We start from the raw sequence: 17,082 nt of genomic DNA on the forward strand, positions 1-17,082 counted from the left end.
ATTCCATTTCCATTGTTATTGATGTCAATTGCCTGTATGTCTGTTCTCCGCCATTGGCACCATCAGGCCACGGCATGGGCGGAGCCTCACTCCCGGCGGCGGCCCGCTGCCACCTTGACCGCGCCGTGGGCGCCGCGCACTATGCGTATGCCGCCACAGCTAACGGCGCCCTCGGGCCTGCGGCGGCCCTGCAGGTCGAACACCGCCTCGGGCCCGCTGCCACCGCCTGCGGCCCATGCCGGCCTCACGCCATCGGCCCCGCACACCACCACGGTGATGGTGTCGGTGAGCCGTTCGCCCGAAAGGTCGCCCGAAGAGCGCACCTCAAACTCGTAGGTGCCGGCCTTCGGGGGCATGCCCGAGAGCGTGAAGGCGGCCCGGTCGCGGTCTACCTCGAAGGCAAAGCCGTCGGGGGCAGAGAAGCTCTTTATGCGTTCGCCGTCGAGATAGGTGGCCATGAGCATCGCCCCCGTGCAGTTTTTCAGGCGGCAGGCAACCGCCCTCATCGAGTCGCCCAGGGCCACCTGCTGCCACATGGGGCTGCCGCCGATGGGCACGAAGCTCGTGGCCACGGTGTCGGGCAGGTAATAGCCGAGGTGAGGAGGCTGGTTGTAGCCCGCGTTCTGCCACGCCACGCCCATGCGGTAGGTGTGGTCGTGCATCAGCGTCGGGATGGCGAAATCCGTCGGTTCGGTCGAGGTGAATATGTTGAGCGACGCCGAATCGGCGCTGTTGAAGAACACAAGCTCCTCCCGCCAGTCGCCTAACAGGTCGGTCTGAACCACCGGCGTGGCCTTGGAACCGAACGTTGTCGACTGCCCCATGTCGCTGAACGTGACAAGGCGGCGGCCCTGTCCGTCGGTCAGCTTTACCCCGTCGAGCAGGTTGTCGCGCAGCGTGCCGTCCCAGTATGTGCGGAAGCAGTAGCTCGGCCGGGCGGAGCTGACCACATTGCCGCCCGTGTCGTAGACGTCTTGCGACGCCGCCGACCAGAACTCATGGCCCCGTGTGCTGCCAAAGGCATCGGCAGCCATGCCCCGCCCGGTGTCTCCGTTGCCCCTGACGTGGAGCAACAGCTCGCCCGTGGCGGCGTCGTGCACGTCGAATCCCCACGGTTCGGTCTCGTGAACCTGGAACACCTCGAGCCCCGGTCGGTCGGGCATGAGGTCGCCCAGGTGCATGGCGTCGCCGTGGCCGAGCCCGGTTGAATACAGAATCCAGCCGTCGTGGTCGATGGTGGCGGCCCCGTAGACAATCTCGTCGCGCCCGTCGCCGTCGACATCGGCCACCGACAGGTTGTGGTTGCCCTGCCCGTAGGCGGTGAAGTTGCGGTTAAGGCCCGACGTGTTCTTGGTGTACGAGCGCGTCTGGGCGTTGCCCTGGGCGTCGGTGCGCGTCACCTTCGATATCGACGTCGACGCGTGCAGCCACTTGGTAGACAGCTTCCTGCCGTCGAGGTAGGCCACGCAGCACAGGAACCTGTCGCCTCGGTTGCCGTTGTCGTCGCCCCATGTTGTGCTGTAATCGGCAGCCCCGCCCGTGGTGAACGCCCTGTTGGGGTTGTACCACACGGTGTGCAGGGCCTTGCCGGTCTGCCCGTCGAACACGGTGAGAAACTCCGGGCCGCTGAGTATGCGTCCCTCGGCGTTGCGGTAGTCGGCCGCATTGTCGGTTCCGGCAATGCCGTCGTCGTCGGCCGCCATGCTCACATAGCGTCCCTGGCCGTCGGTGGTGCCGGGGGCAGTCTTGCATATCAGCTCGGCGCGCCCGTCGAGGTCGAAGTCGTAGACGGCCATCTGCGTGTAATGCGAGCCCGACCTGATGTTGATGCCCATGTCGATGCGCCACAGCCGCGTGCCGTCGAGGCGGTAGCAGTCTATGTAAGTCTTGTGGCTGAAGCCCGCCGTGGCGTTGTCCTTCCAGTCGGTGGGCAGCCATTTCACCACCAGCTCATACTCGCCGTCGGCGTCGACGTCGCCCACGGCAGCCTCGTGCGGCATGTATCCCACTCCGTCGGTGGTGGCGGGGCGGTCGAGCTGTATTCGCTTGAAGCCCTCTGCCCACACGGGTGTGCCCCCGGCGGCGTCGGCCCGGCCGGCCTCATTGTCGGCCACTACGGCGTAACGGCTGCCATCCGTGCCCCGGCTGTCGGCATAGTTGGTCACGGCCAGGCCGTCGGCAATGGGCTCGCCGTCGCGCAGCAGGGTGAAACGCGTGCCTTCCGGGTCGGTGCCCAGCAAACGCCAGCTCACGAAGTTGCCCTCGGCCGTATGCACGGCCACCACCCCTCGGGTGAGCGTCTCCATCTGGCTGACGGGCGTTTGCTGCGCCGCCGCGATGCAGCCCACGGCCAGGCACGGTGCCATGAGTACTTTACGTAATGTGTTTGTTGACATTGTCTTTCTTTTGTTTTTGGTTTGCGGCATGCCCGCCGCAGGGTTTCGGCTGCCCGGCGCGAGCCACTGGCCAAGGCCGCAGGGCGCAAAATATTTCAGCAAACGGCCCCGGCTGGCAAACAGCTGAGCCACAGCCACTTGCGGGTCAGGCCACCGTTGCGGTGCAAAACAGGCCGTCCGGCCCTATGAAACGGGCCGTTCGGGAGGGCCATACGGGCCGTCTTGGCTTGCCATACGGCCCATGTTGCAGCCCGGCAACCGCTGTGTCAACATATTTCATGTGCCGAAAGAAGCCCGCAGGTGGGGCCGGCGCCTCTATCGGCGCCGCCCCACCGTCAGGCCAAGATATGTATTTCAACTAACATCCTGAGGGCCGGAAGGCGTCACCTGACCACATATTTCTTTCCGTTGAATATGTAGATGCCGCGCGGCAGCCCTTCGAGCGACGTGGCACCCGAGCGCACCTTCTGCCCCGTGATGCTGTAGACGTCGCCCACGGCAGGCGTTGCGCTGTCGCCCTCAATGGCTTCTATCCCGTCGGCAACCTTGTCGCCATAGTAGCGCAGCTGCACCCCGGCCACGAAAGAATAGCTTGCACTGGGTATGTTGCAAACCGAAACGCCTATCTCCAACGGCCCGGCCTGCTCGAGCGAGAAGTCGAGCGTGGTGGTGTAATGGCCTGCCTCGATGAGCGGGAATATGTTGGTGCCGTGGCGGTAGTCGTCGAACGAGAGCTTGAGCACATTTTCAACATAGTCGCGGTCGGCGTTGGAGAGCAGCCCGCGCACGGGCACCGAGTCTTCATTTGCCACGAGGAACATAGGCTCCATGGCCTCGTAGTCGGCAAAGTTCCAGTCGTTGTCGGGCAGGTTCAGGCGGTATGTGGCACCTGTCTCAGCCTGGTAGGCACCGGCAGGCAGCCCCTGCAGCACCTGTGCCATGCGCGACGAGCGCAGCGTGCCGGCCCCGTAGTACAGGCTCACGCCTCCGTTGTCGGCTGCATGCCTGTCGCCCGAGCATGTCCATCCCACGGTTCCGTCGGCAAAGTCGGCGTTGGCAATGAGGGCGGTCAGGTCGAAATACTTGCCTTCGGCCGGCCATACGCCGCTCGTCATGAATGTGTTTCGGGCAGCGGCAAGCGCGTCGATGGCACCCCAGAGGGCACTGATGTCGGTGCTGCCGTCGCATACCGACCGCGCGTCGGATATGGCGTTGGCAAACGGCTTGGTGTCGACGCCGTTGGGGTTGCGTGATGAGCTCAGCATATCCTGAGCCTCACCGATAGCGGCTTCGAGGCTGTCGCGCACCGGACCCATAGCCGCCTTGATTGAATCGGCCACATATTTGTCGTAGTCGCCGTAGTAAGTGAGCGTGCATGCGCCGAAGTATATCTTGTTGCAGAGCTTGTTCTGCAGGGCGTCGAGGCCCACGCGGAGCGTCGTCGGCCCGTCGGTGACGGTGCGGACGGTGATGCGGTCGGGCGTGGCATCGGTATGCACCTGCACCCGGTTGTCGCCGCATATCAAGTAAACGCCGGTCTCCGGTCCGTCGAGAGACGACGAAGAGTTGTATGCGTAAATCTCGCACGTAAACTCATACATGCCTGCCCCGGCCACAGCCACGTCTTGCCAGGCATGGCGCGGGTCGTGTGCCGAGCTGCCGCGGTCGTATGCCAGCGCCCTGCCGGTGCTGAAGAGGCTGCTCGAACGCACCTTCCACGACTTGTCGTCTTCATGGTCCCAGCCTGTGGTACCGTTCGAGAAGTCGCCGTTGACGAGCCCCTGCAGGGCCGGGGTTGCATAACTTGCGTTGGCGTCATAGAACACCGTGCGGGCCGCAATGAGTGCCGCGTCGGCGCTGACCATGCCCACCGAGTCGCGGTTCTCGGCCGTCAGCGAGCCGTAGAAGGCCTCGGCCGTGCTGATGGCAGCGCCAAGTGCGTCCTTGCCGTTGGGCCTGCTGTCGTCGGCCATCAGCTCCTTGCAACCGGCGATGTCGTCGCCCAGGGTGACATACTCGGCGTTGATGGTGTGGAATGCGCTTATCGTCTTGTTGAGCTTCTGCGTCCGGTCTTCCACAACAGAGGCCTTGGTGGCGTTGTCGTAGGCGTCGCGGGCCAGCGCAAGGCTGTCGCCCAGCTCTTTCTTTGCATACAGATACCTGTCTGAGGCAAGCAAGACGCCGGCCGAATCGATAGACACCTTAAGGGCCGAACGGGCCGAGGCGAGCGCCTTCGAGTTTACGTAGTCTTCCACATCCGACACCGAACCGCCTATGAGACGGAGCTCCGTGTCGTCAAACTGGGCCGCGTTGCCCACGTTGCCGGGCAGGTAGTAGCCTATGGTGAGCGTCTCGCCTTCCTTTATCTCGGTAAGCACGGTGTAGGTGTTGAGCGACTTCGTGCTCACGGGGTAGCAGTCGGCAGAGTCGCCATTGAGGAATATCTTGATGCCGCCAAACTCCTTGCCCTGGTCAATGCGGTAGCCGTCGCGCTCGTCGGCGTACACTTGTGCACGCCCTTTCGTGGTGAACATGTACGTGCCGGCAGGCAGGTCGATGGTCTGGTACACCTTGCTCTCGGCCAGTTTCATGTGGCCCGGTATGCTGGCCTCTATGAAAGTGGAGGTGAAGGGGAAGCTCTCGGGGCGCACAAACCAGCGCCCTCCGGTGGCCGTCCAGCCGCCGCCGATGTTCGATACCTTCGACGCTATGGTCGCATCGTCAAAGTTCGGGCACTTGAGAAACGGCGTCACGTTGGCCGAATTGGCGTCGAGGAACTCCTGCAGCGGCGTGTTGTCAGGGCCAACGATGTAAGACAAGACGTCGTTAACCTCCTCAACGCCCATCTCTGTGCCCAACAACGACTTCAAGTCCTGTATCGGCATCTCGAGCGTTTCGCGCGAATTGGGGAACAGTTCCTTGTTTTCGTCGGCCAAAAACCATTCGAGCCGGCTTATGGCACGCTCTATCAGGCGGTCGTCGCCTACCTCGTTGCAGCGGTAAATGCTAAAGTCGGCATAGCTGTCGCCCTGCCTCAGGTTGCCCAAATCGACCAGTATGTAGCCGTCTTGGGCCGCCTCGTAGTCGTAGGTGATTGTTTTCCAGCCTGTGTCGTAGGTCTGCGACGTGGCAATGGCGTCGTAGCCGGCCGACGAAGTGCCCGCCGAGCCATCCTGGTTGAAGTAAACATTCTGGTAGTTCTTGCTCCCTTCCTTTATCGAAGTGGACGAAAGCGTGGAGGCAGCCTTTATGTTGTAGGATATGACATAGTCGCTGCCGGCTTCGGCGGGCACCTTGACAAAGAGCGACCCGGTGGGATCGGCACCGGCACTTGAGCTCACCACGATGCAGTTTTTGCCGTCGGGGCCACCTGCCACCACCGTAAACATGTCCTGGCTTACGGGCTCTCCGCTCTCGGTTACCCACCCGTCGAGGCCGGCGGAGAAGTCGCCGTTGGCTATCAGGTTGTCCGACAACACCTTGTAGCGCCCGCCCGACGTATAGACATAGCCGTCGGCAGGGACTGCGTTGGCTTGCGCAACAACGGCAAGCGCAACAATAAACATGGTCAATAGTCTTTTCATAACAGTTGTTTTATGCGATTAATAATATCATTTATGACTTTGTTGTAACATGGTTTCAATCATGCAAGGGCGTTGGGCCTGCACCGCAACACCTCCACCCGACGGCAAATATACAATTGCGGCAACGGTTTTGGCGTATAAAATCGTACGAAAGCGTATGTTTTCGTACCGATGCGGCACAGGCCCGGGGTTTGTCACTCAATGCAGAGCGTGCCGTTGTATGTGCCCTTCGACGGCAGTCGGGTGCCGGGTTCCTTAAGCCTGCCCTTCTCGGGGCGGCAGAGCACCCGTGTGGCAAAGCGCAACACGTCGGGCGAGGAGGCGTCGCGCACGAGATGGCCGGGTGCCGTCAGCCTGACCGTAAGGCCGCCGCTGCCCACCTCGGCCCACCTCATCTGCTTGGTGCCGTAGGCGTTTCGCCCGTCCCACAGGCCCATCACGGCGGCCTCCCGCTTGTTGGGATGAGTGTCGCAGGGGCCCAGTCCGAACCACCTTTCGAGCGTTGTGCCTGGCGACATTGCCGCCTGCAGCCCTACGAGCGGCAGCATGTTGGTCTGGAAGTCGGTCGCGATGGAGTATTCTACGGCCATCCTGCCGCTGCCGTCGATGCGGTAGCGCACGTCGGCCTCAAGCCTGTTGCTGTCGTTGGCCACATAAGCCACCACCGAGCGGAGCACGATGCAGCCGCTGTCGCGGGCCACGGTGAGCTCCGCCTTGCCCGGCACCAGCTTGTCGGGGCTTACGCCTTTGGCAAACTTACGGCCCCTGATGGTCATGTCTCCCTCGTTAAACTTGTGCCAAACGGTGGGCCGCATGGCCCCCATCACCTTCGTTCCGCCCTTCGATACGGACACCGGCATGCCCGTGGCGCGGCTGAACACATATTCCATGTCGCCGGCCCTGACGCTCAGCTCGTCACCGTTGTCGGCCACCGACGGCGCTGCCGCCGCGGCTGCAGGCTTCCCTTCGGCATACGAGGCGGGCTTCAGCTCTACGCTGTTGCGCCCAATCTCGCGGCCCAGCGAGTCGGCAAAGACTATCAGCACGTATGCCGTCTCTCCGCGCCCGACGGCGCCCAGCCTGCCGAGCGGCACCTTCACGAGCCCCAGCGAGTGGGGCGCGGCGTCGGCGCGGACGGTGGCCGAGTCGAGCCTCTGGCCGTCTTTGCACAGCGTCCAGGCCACTCTGACCGAGCCCAGTGGCGTGAAGTCGTAGTCGTTGCGCACAGCTATGAGGGCAGTGTCGGCCCCATCGGCAATGTCCACGCTGCCGCAGGCAGGCCTCACGGGGGCATATACGGCCTTCAGCTCAAGGTAGTCGCGCGTTGTGTTGCGGTAGGAGTCAACAATCCCGTCCCACCCGTTTGAGCTGATGCGCAGGTAAGGGTCGTCCTTGACAATGCCGCCATAGCGCTTCTCGTCGCGCCTCGTTGGCGTCTTGATGCCCTGGTCTGCCCACATCCACACAGCCCCGCCAGCCCCGGCCGGGTGGCTTGTGAGCGCGCGCCACCTGTCGGCCAGCCCCCCGAAACGGTCGGTGCCGAAGGCGTGGGTGTACTCTGTAGTTATCACAGGGCGGTCGCTTGTGGCCGCAAGAGAGTCGTATTCGCCCGCCGTCCAGTAGTGGGGCGCCCTGATGTCAATCTCTTCGGGCAGGCTGCCGTCGGCGTTCCACGGCAGCAATATGGGCCGCGTGCCGTCGAGAGCCTTTACCACCCGCGCCGCCCTGAGGTACATGCCGGTGAGCGCATCCTCGTTGCCCACCGACCAGTATATCACCGACGGGTTGTTGACGTCGCGCTCCACGGTCTCCACCGTGCGCAGCATCGAGCCCGCCGTGAAGCCCGGGTCGACGGCCATGCCGCCCGCCCCGCCGAGCGAAACCTCGCCCCCGACATACATGCCAATCGAGTCGCAAAGCTCGATGAAGCCCTTGGCGTGCTGGTAATGGGCCGTCCTGACATAGTTGATGTTGGCCGCCTTCATCAGCCGGAGGTCGCGCAGCCAGTGCTCGCGCGTGGTGGCGCGCCCCACGTCGGGGTGCTCGTCGTGGTGGTTGACGCCGCGCAGCTTCACCGGCCGGCCGTTGACGCGCAGCACGCCGCCGTCGGTGGTAACCTCGCGGAAGCCTATGCGCTGCACCGAAGCCTGGCTCACGCCGTCGGGCTCAACCAGTTCGACGCGCAGGATGTACAGGTATGGGTGCTCGGCATTCCACTGGCGGGGCTCCGCCACGCGCATGGTCACGGCTGTCTCGCGCCCGGTCGAGGTGTGGGCCGCCACGCGCCTTTCCACCGTCTGCACCGTTTCGCCGCCGGCATCGAGCAGCGTGAAGCGCAGCACATAGGGCTGCCCGGGGCTCCGGTAGTTGCCCGGCAGGGTGTTCTTGTGGCGGTCTATCACCATGACCTTCATCTTCAGGTCGGCGTCGCGGTAGTCTTTGTCGAAGTCGGTCACCACCCTCACGGCGTCAATCCAGCGCTTGGCGGGCATGGCTTCGAGCGTCACATCGCGGTAGATGCCGCCAAGCGACCAGTCGTCGTAGGTGTCGCAGACATACCCCGGGTACACTTGCCTGACGCGGACAGCAAGCAAATTGTCGGCGTCGGCGCTGACAAGGCCCGTCACGTCGTAGGAAAACGAGGTGAAACCGCTGTCGTGGCGCCCCACCCATCGGCCGTTGAGCCACACCTCGGCCGACGCCCACACGCCGCCGAAGTGCAGCAGCACGCGCTTGCCGGCAAACGAACGGGGCACGCGGAAGTGCCTGAGGTAGAAGCCTTCGCTGTGGGGCGCGTCCTTGAACTCGCGGTAGACGGGCTCCTCGAAGCCCTGCACGGCCCAGCACGACGGCACCTTGACCGTGGTGAAACCGCGCGCGGGGCGCTCCGGGTCGTAAAACCCCGACGCCGCTATCGAGTCGGCCTGGCGCGGGCCCGGGGCGTAGCGAAACTGCCAGTCGCCGTTGATGCAGACGCTCTCTTGCGCCGCCGACACCGCAAACGACATGGCCATCAATGACAATAATAAATTTCTCATCGTATGGTATCTATTGGTTTTGATTGTTGTTGACATTGTTATGAATGAATACTGATACGGCACGGGCGGCGCATTTCCGTAAAATATTGTTACCGTCGGCACGGGGCGGCGCAACCGCCTGGGTGACAGCGGGTTGCAAAACGGCCCGTTTCGGCCTGCGAAACGGCCCCGGCCACGCCCCAAAACGGCCTCCGCCGCACTGCAATACGGGCCGTTTGGCCATGCCGCCACGGCCGGGCCTCCGCGCGGCCGTGGCCGTTGTAAACAAAAGTTACGCTGCGGCCCACCAGCACCATGGCCACTACCGGCCCATGCCGAAGGCTAACGCCGCACATACTTCTTGCCGCCCCGGATGTAGATGCCGCGCCCGGGACGGTCGACAATGCGCCCGCCGAGGTCGTGGCAGGGCCCTTCGGCGGCAGGCGCGGCCACAGCCGCAGGCTCTATCCCGGAGGCTATGTCGTCGTCGGAAGTCAGGTCTGAGCCAAGGTAATAGCCCAGCTGGGTTGGCATGTTGTAGCCTATGTTCTGGTTGATTGCGCTCATGTGGTATACATGGTCGGTCATAAGCCACGGGAAGGAATGCTCCGTGGGATACCAGGTTGAGAAGATGCGCAACTCTTTTGTGAACGTGGTGTCGGGGAAGATGAGCTCTTCGCGCCAGTCGCCGAGCATGTCGCCATACCAGCAAGGGTTCTCCTTGGTGCCGTTGACGTAGCTCACGCCATAGCGGTATACTGTGAACACGCGGTCGTAAACCTCTTTGTTCATGGCGTCGATGCGCGTTCCGTTTAGCAGCTGGCGGTTGAGCTCGCCGCTGAACCACACGGCCATGTTGCACGAGGCGGGCTTGTAGCCCAGGTCGCGGCCGTCGATGGAATGGGCGTTGCCCCTGAACCACCACACCTCGCAGCCCGGATAGCGCGGGTCTATGTCGGCCACGCAGGCCCGGCCTACGTCGGAGTCGTCGTTATGCTGCCATATCACGCGCCCCGTTCTGGCGTCGCGCAGGGCCGCCCCCACGCTCCCTGTCTCGAAGCACGACCATATCTGCAGGCCGTCGGCGGCGGGGTCGAACTTGCCCAGGTGCAGGGCGTCGCCATGGCCCAGGCCGATGCAGTTGAGCCCCGTGCCGTCGTGGTCGATGGTGCACGACCCGTAGACCACCTCGTCGAAGCCGTCGCCGTCGACATCGCCCACGCTCAGGCTGTGGTATCCCTGCCCCGAGTAGTAGCGCTGGCCGCTGACCGACGAGTCGAAGCGCCACCGCCGCCGAAGCTCTCCGCCCGAATAGTCCCACGCCTCGAGCACCGACTTGCCGTAGACGCCGCGCGTGATGAGCACCGAGAGGCGCTCGCCGTCGAAGCACCCGGCCCCGATGCGGTAGCTGCTGGCCCGCTTGTAGTTGCTGTCGCCCCACTCCTCGCTCGTGCCCCGGGCTATGTAGTCGGCGCGGGCCAGCTCACGTCCGCTCGCGCCATCGATGACAGAGATGAACTCCGGGCCCGCCGGTATATACTGGCTTCCGTCTACGCGGTAGTCGGTGAGGCCGTCGCCGTCGGTGTCGCCTATCTCGGTGCCGTCGCCAAACACCGTTCCCTCCGACGTGCGCATGGCCACCTCGGCCCTTCCGTCGCCGTCGAAGTCGGCCACGGCAAACGACGCCGAGTTGCCCAAAGGTATGTTCGGGCCCGAGCACACCCGCCACATGAACGTGCCGTCGAGGCGGTAGGCCTCGAAGAGGGTGGTGTGGCGCACGTCGCGGGCCACGGCCCCCTCGCCCCCGTCAGTGGTCTCTGTGCTCACCAGCCGCTTCAGTACAATCTCGCAAATGCCGTCGCCATCAAGGTCGCCCACGCTCGCGTCGTTGGCCAGGTAGGCGTATGTGGGGTTCACCCCGGTGGTTGTGGCGAGCGGCACCGATATGTATGGCAATCCGGCCGAAGCCTGCCCGGCCTTCATGGTATACTCCGAGAGCGTGGCATCGCTGCCGTGGTAGGTCAGGCGGTAGGTGTTGTCGACAGTCCTGTCGGCCGCCGCGTCCTGGTAGTTGTACCTGCCCGCTATCGGCTCGGCGTTGACCTTGACCTCGCGTCCGCCCGCCGGCGTGCGGTAAAGGTCGAACGCCAGGCCGGCGCCATCGCCCGGCAGCTTGCGCCAACTGAGCAGTATCTTGTTGTTATGGTGGCTGAATATGCCTTTCGTGGCATCTTTCCGCCCGTTTATCGACCCCCACAGGGCCCTGCCTGCGGGTTCGCCCGCCACGGCGGGCACGGCTGCGCACAACAGTGCGGCCAGGCAAAGTGAAACAGTGTGTGACATATCTTAATGTTTTAGGTTTGTACTAAAGGATGCCGTCAAAGGCGGCAAGCGGGCGCCACGCCCACGGCCCGGCGCGCCAAGGTGGCGGGCAACGCCACGTGGCGCTGCCGCAGCGGCGCACGCAGACAGGCTGCGGCAGCGGGCCTCAGAGGCTGTCGAGCCAGGCCTCGAGCTCGCCCATGAGCTGGCGGCGGTAGGCAAACCGCCCGCCGAAGCCCCAGCCGTGGGCCCCCGTGGGATAGACGTGGAGCGCGGCCGGCACGCCGTTGGCCATCAGGGCAAGGTAATAGCTGATGGCGTTGCGGGCCGGAACCTTCACGTCGTCCTCGTTTGCCACGATGAAAGCGCGCGGCGACGTGGAGTCGACATTGAGCTCGTTGCTGTAGCGCCTGACGTCGGCCGCCGTGGCACGGGGCCCTATCAGGTTGTTGCGCGATGGCATGTGGGTGTACGACGAGTCCATGGTTACGACGGGATAAAACAGGCACTGGAAGTCGGGACGGGCCTCACCGCGCGAGTTGGTGGCCACATACGAGGCCAGATGGCCGCCGGCCGAGAAGCCGAAGATGCCCACCGCGTCGGGCCTTATGCCCCACTCCAACGCATGGCGCCTTACCAACGCCACGGCCTCCTCGGCATCGCGCACTGGCTTCGACGGGTCGCCGGCGGGCATGGTGTAGCGCAACACTATGGCCGCGCAGCCCATCGAGTTGAGGTAACCCACCCAGTCGAAGCCCTCGCTCTGCAGTTCAAGGTAACCGTAACGCCCGCCCGGGCACAACACCACGGCACGACCGTCGGCCCGACCGGCCTCGGGCAGCGACACATAGATGCGGCCCGTGCCCGAGCTGAGCACAATCTCCTTGCCCACCGGCGCCAGCGCCTTGGCTTCCAAACGCAGGCCCGGCACCACGGCCAGGGCCAACAGCAATGACATTATATATTTCATGACTATATTGTTTTTGCCGCAAAATTAAGCCATAGCCCCACCATGGCGCGTTCAAAATCGTACGTTTGCGTATGTTTTTGTACCACCTGGGGCTGCCACCATGCCCCCATGGCCACCCGAAGGCGGCGATAAGCCAATTTGACATGGCTAAAAACGGGATGCGGGGAAAATAAGTATGCACATGCAGCGTTATATCCTTAGGGCACGCTACGGCCCTGACCGAAAACAAGCAAAGGCTCGGGCGCGATGCCGACGGCCCCGGCACAAAAGCCCACGGCGCCCATCGGGATATGGCAGACGGCTGCCGCCGGAGGGCCTTACAGACAATTGCAAACCTAAACGACAACGATATGAAACAATCTGTCACATCATTGCTCTTCGCCATGATGCTGGTGCCGTGCCATGCACAGGTGCACCCGGCATGGGGCGACCGTGGCGACGGTACATACGCCAACCCCATATTGAACGCCGACTACAGCGACCCCGACGTCATACGGGTGGGCGACAAGTATTACATGGTGGCCTCCGACTTCCATTACATAGGCATCCAGGTGCTTGAGTCCGCCGACATGGTGAACTGGAAAATAGTCAGCCAGGTGTACGACCGGTTCGACATGCCGGGATGGGACGCCAACAACCACTACGGCGGAGGGTCGTGGGCACCGAGCATAAGGTGGCACGACGGGCGCTTCTGGGTGTTTTTCTGCACGCCCGACGACGGCCTGTTCATGAGCACGGCCACCGACGCGCGAGGGCCGTGGAGCCCGTTGCACTGTGTTGAGAAGGTGGAACGATGGGAAGACCCGTGCCCTCTGTGGGACGACGACGGGCAGGCTTACCTTGGCCATAGCGTGCTTGGCGCAGGCCCGATAATAGTGCACAGGATGGCGCCCGACGGCTCGCGGTTGCTCGACAAGGGCCGAACGGTATACACGGGGCCTGTGGCCGAAGGCACCAAATGGCTCAAGAAAGACGGCTACTACTACCTCATAATACCCGAGGGAGGGGTGGAAAGCGGATGGCAGACGGTGCTGCGGTCGCGCAACATCTACGGCCCCTATGAGCGGAAGGTGGTGCTCGAACAGGGCCCGACGCCCGTCAACGGGCCCCACCAGGGCGCCCTTGTCGACACGCCAAGCGGCGAATGGTGGTTCTTCCACTTCCAGTCGGTGAACCCCACGGGCAGGATTGTACACCTGCAACCGGCCGGATGGCGCGGCGGATGGCCCGAAATTGGCACCGACACCGACGGCAACGGCATAGGCGAACCCGTGGACAGCCACGGCAAACCGGCCACGACAGCGGCCGACAAGCCCTGCCTGCCACAGGCAAGCGACTGGTTTGACGGCAACGAACTGTACTGGCGGGGGCAGCACTCATCGAGGCTCATGCCGCAATGGCAGTGGTGCCACAACCCCGACAACAGCAAATGGAGCCTCGACGAGCGCCCCGGGTGGCTCACGCTGCACGCCGACAGGGCCGACAGCCTGCGCCCGTGCCGCAACATGCTTACGCAGAAGGCTATGGGATATGGGGGCACCGCCACCACCAAGGTGGAACTGACAGACAGCACCGGCAGCACCTTTGCCGGACTGCTATGCAACGGCAAGCAGTTCAGGGCCGTCGGACTGTGCCCCGAGGGGGTGTTCACCGAATGCGACGGACGGCGCACCATCGTTGCCAAAGGCCGCTTCAAGGGCGTCTGCCTAAGGGTCGTGACCAACCTGGAAGCCAACAGCCACCGCTTCTTCTACAGCCTCGACGGGGCCAGCTTCAGCCCCGCCGGCGAACCGTTTGCCATGAGCAACGGCTACTGGAAGGGCATGCGGCTCGGCCTGTTCTGCTATTCTACGGCCGACAACGGCGGACATGCCGACTTCGACTGCTTTGTCTACGACATCAGCGGGTGGCCCGCAGCCGGCAAAGGGTGGCGATGACGGCATTGCGCCGTGGCGCCGCAAGCCGGCTGGCGCCACCCCTCAGCCGCACAACACAAAAACCGACGACCGGCAATGCTGCACAGAACACAGCATTGCCGGCCGGCGGCCAAACATCGGGCAAAGGCCGGCGGCACAGCCGCGGCGCCCCCTTCGACATGACGGCAGGCAGCCGGCGCGTGCCGACGCGCCCCACCCCGACAACCGGCCTATAGACCGCCGGCCGGCAGGGTCTCGCCCTCGAGAGGCCAGTTGGGCGACGGGTGGTGCATGGCCTTCATCTCGCGGTCAAACCGCTCGACCATGTCGGGATGCTCGGCGGCAAGGTTGTGGCGCTCGCCGGGGTCGTCCTTGAGGTTGTAAAGCTCCAAGGGCTTGTTCTTCTTCACCGTCACACACTTCCAGTCGCCACGCCTTGCGGCACGCTGCTTGCCCGGAAACTCCCAGTAGAGCAGCCTGTTGTCGGTGTCGACCTGCCTGCCGTAGAATAGCGGCAGTATGTTCATGCCGTCGATGCCTTGGGGCAACGAGGCCTCGCCACCGGCCAGGGCGGCCAGCGTGGGCATCACATCGGGGAAGTAGATTATGTTGTCCAGCTTCTGCACAGGCACCTTCCCGGGCTGGTTAACGATGAAAGGCACACGAATGCCGCCCTCGTAAAGCATGCCCTTGCGGCCGTTGAAGCCGGCGTTGCAGCCCAGTTCCTTGAGCGGGGCCTGCACCGCCGCGCCGTTGTCGGAGGCGAAGATGACCATCGTGTTCTCCCTCAGCCCGATGCTGTCGAGGTGAGACAGCAACCTGCCAATGGCCTTGTCCATGTGCGTTATGAGCGAGGCGTAGCGCTTGGTGTTCATCGTCCAGTCGCTGCGGTCGTCATACCACGACGTGTCATCGATGACATAAGGCTCGTGGGGCGCGTCGTATGCCAGGTAGAGGAAGAACGGGCGCTCCCTGTTGCGGTCGATGAAAGCCAGCGCGTCGTCGGTGCTTATGTCGGTGTTGTGGCGCACGTGGGCGTCGTGGGCGTTGGCGTCGATGTGTATGAGGCTGTCGCCGTGGAACCTGTAGTACGGGTAATAATATGGCGAATTAGACTCGACAGTGCTTATTGTCCACCCGTAGAACTCGTGGAACCCCCTGTGGTTGGGCGCAGCCATGGGGTCGTAGCCGTCGAGGTGCCACTTGTTGACAAGGCAGGTGCGGTAGCCCGCCGCCGAGAGAACGGTTGCGACGGTGGTGTCGGAGGGCAGGAGGTTGGCCCGGCGTATGTATGTGGTGTCGCCGGCGGGCGACACCTTCACGCCGCGTATGCCCCCGGCAGTGCACTGGTTGTCGCGTATGGTTGTCTTGCCAGTGTTCTTTCCGGTCATCAGAGCACACCTTGAAGGCGACGATATGCCGCTCCCGGCGTAGCTCTGCGTAAACGACGTGCCCGTGCGGGCCAGGTTGTCGATGTTGGGAGTCTTCACAAAGCGGCTCCCGTAGCACGACAGGTCGCCGTAGCCAAGGTCGTCGGCAAGTATGAAGATGATGTTGGGGCGGTCGGGCGTGGCCTTGGCCTGCCCGTCGGCAGCCTGCGCCTCGGTTGCCGAAATGATGCCGATGGCGGCAAACGCGCCGCCTATGCGTGTCCATCTCTTTCTCATTGCGGTTGTTTTAGTCATTGTATGAATGCAAGCGCAGGCCCACACCCCACACCCATGGCTGCAGAGCCGCTGTGCGCCGAGGGGGCTTGCACCATGCAAAGGTAACTGAAAAAAGCGACACAAAGAAGCGAAATGCGAAAAAAAATGAGCCTGTTTCTCCTGACGCCATGGGCCGTTCGGAGGCGCCAAAGGTAAAAGATGCACTATTTTCTGTAATACATGTAACCGCCATAAGAGATTTATTGGCTATCTTTGCCATGCAAATCAAAGAGAAAACGACATGGAGCAGACATTGATAATAGACTCGATTGAGAGTTACAACAATTACTTCGGGTTTGAGACACAGCACCCGCTCGTGGCCGTGGTCGACCTCAGGAAGGCCAAGCCCGAATCATTCCCCATGGAGGCGGCATACGACTACATGGTCTACGCCCTCTTCCTAAAGCAGACATACTGCGGCGACATCACCTACGGCAGGCAGCCCTACGACTACCAGGAGGGCACCGTCACCAGCTTCGCCCCGGGACAAGTGGTGCACGTAAAGCGCATGCCGCACTTCGAACCCAACGCCCGCGGGCTGCTGTTCCACCCCGACCTCATACGGGGCACGTCGCTCGGAAAGGGCATAGGGCAGTATTCGTTTTTCGACTACTCCTCGCGCGAGGCGCTGCACCTGTCTGACGACGAGAAAAAGATATTCACCGACTGCCTCAACAAGATTGAGATGGAACTCGGACGTCCCATCGACCAGCACAGCAAGCCGCTGATATGCCGCAACATAGAGCTGCTGCTCGACTATTGCATGAGGTTCTACGACAGGCAGTTCATCACCCGCCGCGAAGCCAACCACGACGTGCTCACGCGCTTTGAGAACGAGCTCAACACCTACTTCAGGGGCAACCGGGCCGAGCGCGAGGGGCTGCCGTCGGTGAAATACTTCGCCGAAAGGTGCTTCCTTTCGCCCAACTACTTCGGCGACCTCGTGAAAAAAGAAACCGGACGGTCGCCGCAAGAGTTCATACAAGGAAAGATAATAGACCTGGCCAAGGACTTCCTGGCCGGCACAGACAAGTCGGTCACCGAGATTGCATACAGCCTGGGATTCCAGTATCCGCAGCACTTCAACCGCTACTTCAAGCGCGGGGTGGGCATGACGCCCATGGAGTACAGGCGCACAGGGGCCGAAGCATGAGGCAAACATCAATCCGAA

Annotated in this window: 8 protein-coding genes; 2 read left to right on the top strand and 6 right to left on the bottom strand. The window is 63.0% G+C overall.

Annotated features, from left to right (window positions below):
- Nucleotides 1-86: 86 nt before the first annotated feature.
- The 5 genes from M3089_RS01915 to M3089_RS01935 form a co-directional block, all read right to left on the bottom strand.
- Nucleotides 87-2,396, bottom strand: a complete 2,310-nt coding sequence (locus M3089_RS01915) for a rhamnogalacturonan lyase (RefSeq protein ID WP_249081442.1) — start codon at nucleotides 2,394-2,396, stop codon at nucleotides 87-89.
- 383 nt (nucleotides 2,397-2,779) lie between these two features.
- Complete coding sequence (locus tag M3089_RS01920) at nucleotides 2,780-5,980, bottom strand: carbohydrate binding domain-containing protein (RefSeq protein ID WP_249081604.1); 3,201 nt, start codon at nucleotides 5,978-5,980, stop codon at nucleotides 2,780-2,782.
- A gap of 194 nt (nucleotides 5,981-6,174) precedes the next feature.
- Nucleotides 6,175-9,018 (bottom strand): glycoside hydrolase family 2 TIM barrel-domain containing protein, encoded by a 2,844-nt coding sequence (locus M3089_RS01925; protein ID WP_249081444.1) that lies wholly within the window; start codon nucleotides 9,016-9,018, stop codon nucleotides 6,175-6,177.
- A gap of 321 nt (nucleotides 9,019-9,339) precedes the next feature.
- Nucleotides 9,340-11,340, bottom strand: a complete 2,001-nt coding sequence (locus M3089_RS01930) for a rhamnogalacturonan lyase family protein (protein ID WP_249081446.1) — start codon at nucleotides 11,338-11,340, stop codon at nucleotides 9,340-9,342.
- Nucleotides 11,341-11,485: 145 nt separating this feature from the next.
- Complete coding sequence (locus M3089_RS01935) at nucleotides 11,486-12,289, bottom strand: alpha/beta hydrolase (RefSeq protein WP_249081448.1); 804 nt, start codon at nucleotides 12,287-12,289, stop codon at nucleotides 11,486-11,488.
- Nucleotides 12,290-12,639: 350 nt separating this feature from the next.
- Here M3089_RS01935 and M3089_RS01940 point away from each other — a divergent pair, with 350 nt between their 5' ends.
- Nucleotides 12,640-14,226: a glycoside hydrolase family 43 protein gene (locus tag M3089_RS01940; protein ID WP_249081450.1), complete on the top strand. Its 1,587-nt coding sequence runs from the start codon at nucleotides 12,640-12,642 to the stop codon at nucleotides 14,224-14,226.
- A 209-nt stretch (nucleotides 14,227-14,435) separates the two neighbouring features.
- On the opposite strand, the gene M3089_RS01945 is transcribed toward M3089_RS01940, so the two are convergent.
- Nucleotides 14,436-15,872 (bottom strand): sulfatase-like hydrolase/transferase, encoded by a 1,437-nt coding sequence (locus M3089_RS01945; RefSeq protein ID WP_205107020.1) that lies wholly within the window; start codon nucleotides 15,870-15,872, stop codon nucleotides 14,436-14,438.
- Nucleotides 15,873-16,152: 280 nt separating this feature from the next.
- On the opposite strand from M3089_RS01945, the gene M3089_RS01950 reads away from it, so the two are divergent.
- Nucleotides 16,153-17,064: a helix-turn-helix domain-containing protein gene (locus tag M3089_RS01950; RefSeq protein WP_249081452.1), complete on the top strand. Its 912-nt coding sequence runs from the start codon at nucleotides 16,153-16,155 to the stop codon at nucleotides 17,062-17,064.
- The last annotated feature ends 18 nt before the right edge of the window (nucleotides 17,065-17,082 follow it).

The sequence above is a fragment of the Marseilla massiliensis genome, assembly GCF_023336985.1.
Classification (GTDB): Bacteria; Bacteroidota; Bacteroidia; order Bacteroidales; family Bacteroidaceae; genus Prevotella; species Prevotella intestinigallinarum.

Coding starts and splice junctions, on each gene's coding strand:
- M3089_RS01915 (WP_249081442.1), bottom strand. CDS start 2,396: ATGTCAACAAACACATTACGTAAAGTACTCATGGCACCGTGCCTGGCC.
- M3089_RS01920 (WP_249081604.1), bottom strand. CDS start 5,980: ATGAAAAGACTATTGACCATGTTTATTGTTGCGCTTGCCGTTGTTGCG.
- M3089_RS01925 (WP_249081444.1), bottom strand. CDS start 9,018: ATGAGAAATTTATTATTGTCATTGATGGCCATGTCGTTTGCGGTGTCG.
- M3089_RS01930 (WP_249081446.1), bottom strand. CDS start 11,340: ATGTCACACACTGTTTCACTTTGCCTGGCCGCACTGTTGTGCGCAGCC.
- M3089_RS01935 (WP_249081448.1), bottom strand. CDS start 12,289: ATGAAATATATAATGTCATTGCTGTTGGCCCTGGCCGTGGTGCCGGGC.
- M3089_RS01940 (WP_249081450.1), top strand. CDS start 12,640: ATGAAACAATCTGTCACATCATTGCTCTTCGCCATGATGCTGGTGCCG.
- M3089_RS01945 (WP_205107020.1), bottom strand. CDS start 15,872: ATGAGAAAGAGATGGACACGCATAGGCGGCGCGTTTGCCGCCATCGGC.
- M3089_RS01950 (WP_249081452.1), top strand. CDS start 16,153: ATGGAGCAGACATTGATAATAGACTCGATTGAGAGTTACAACAATTAC.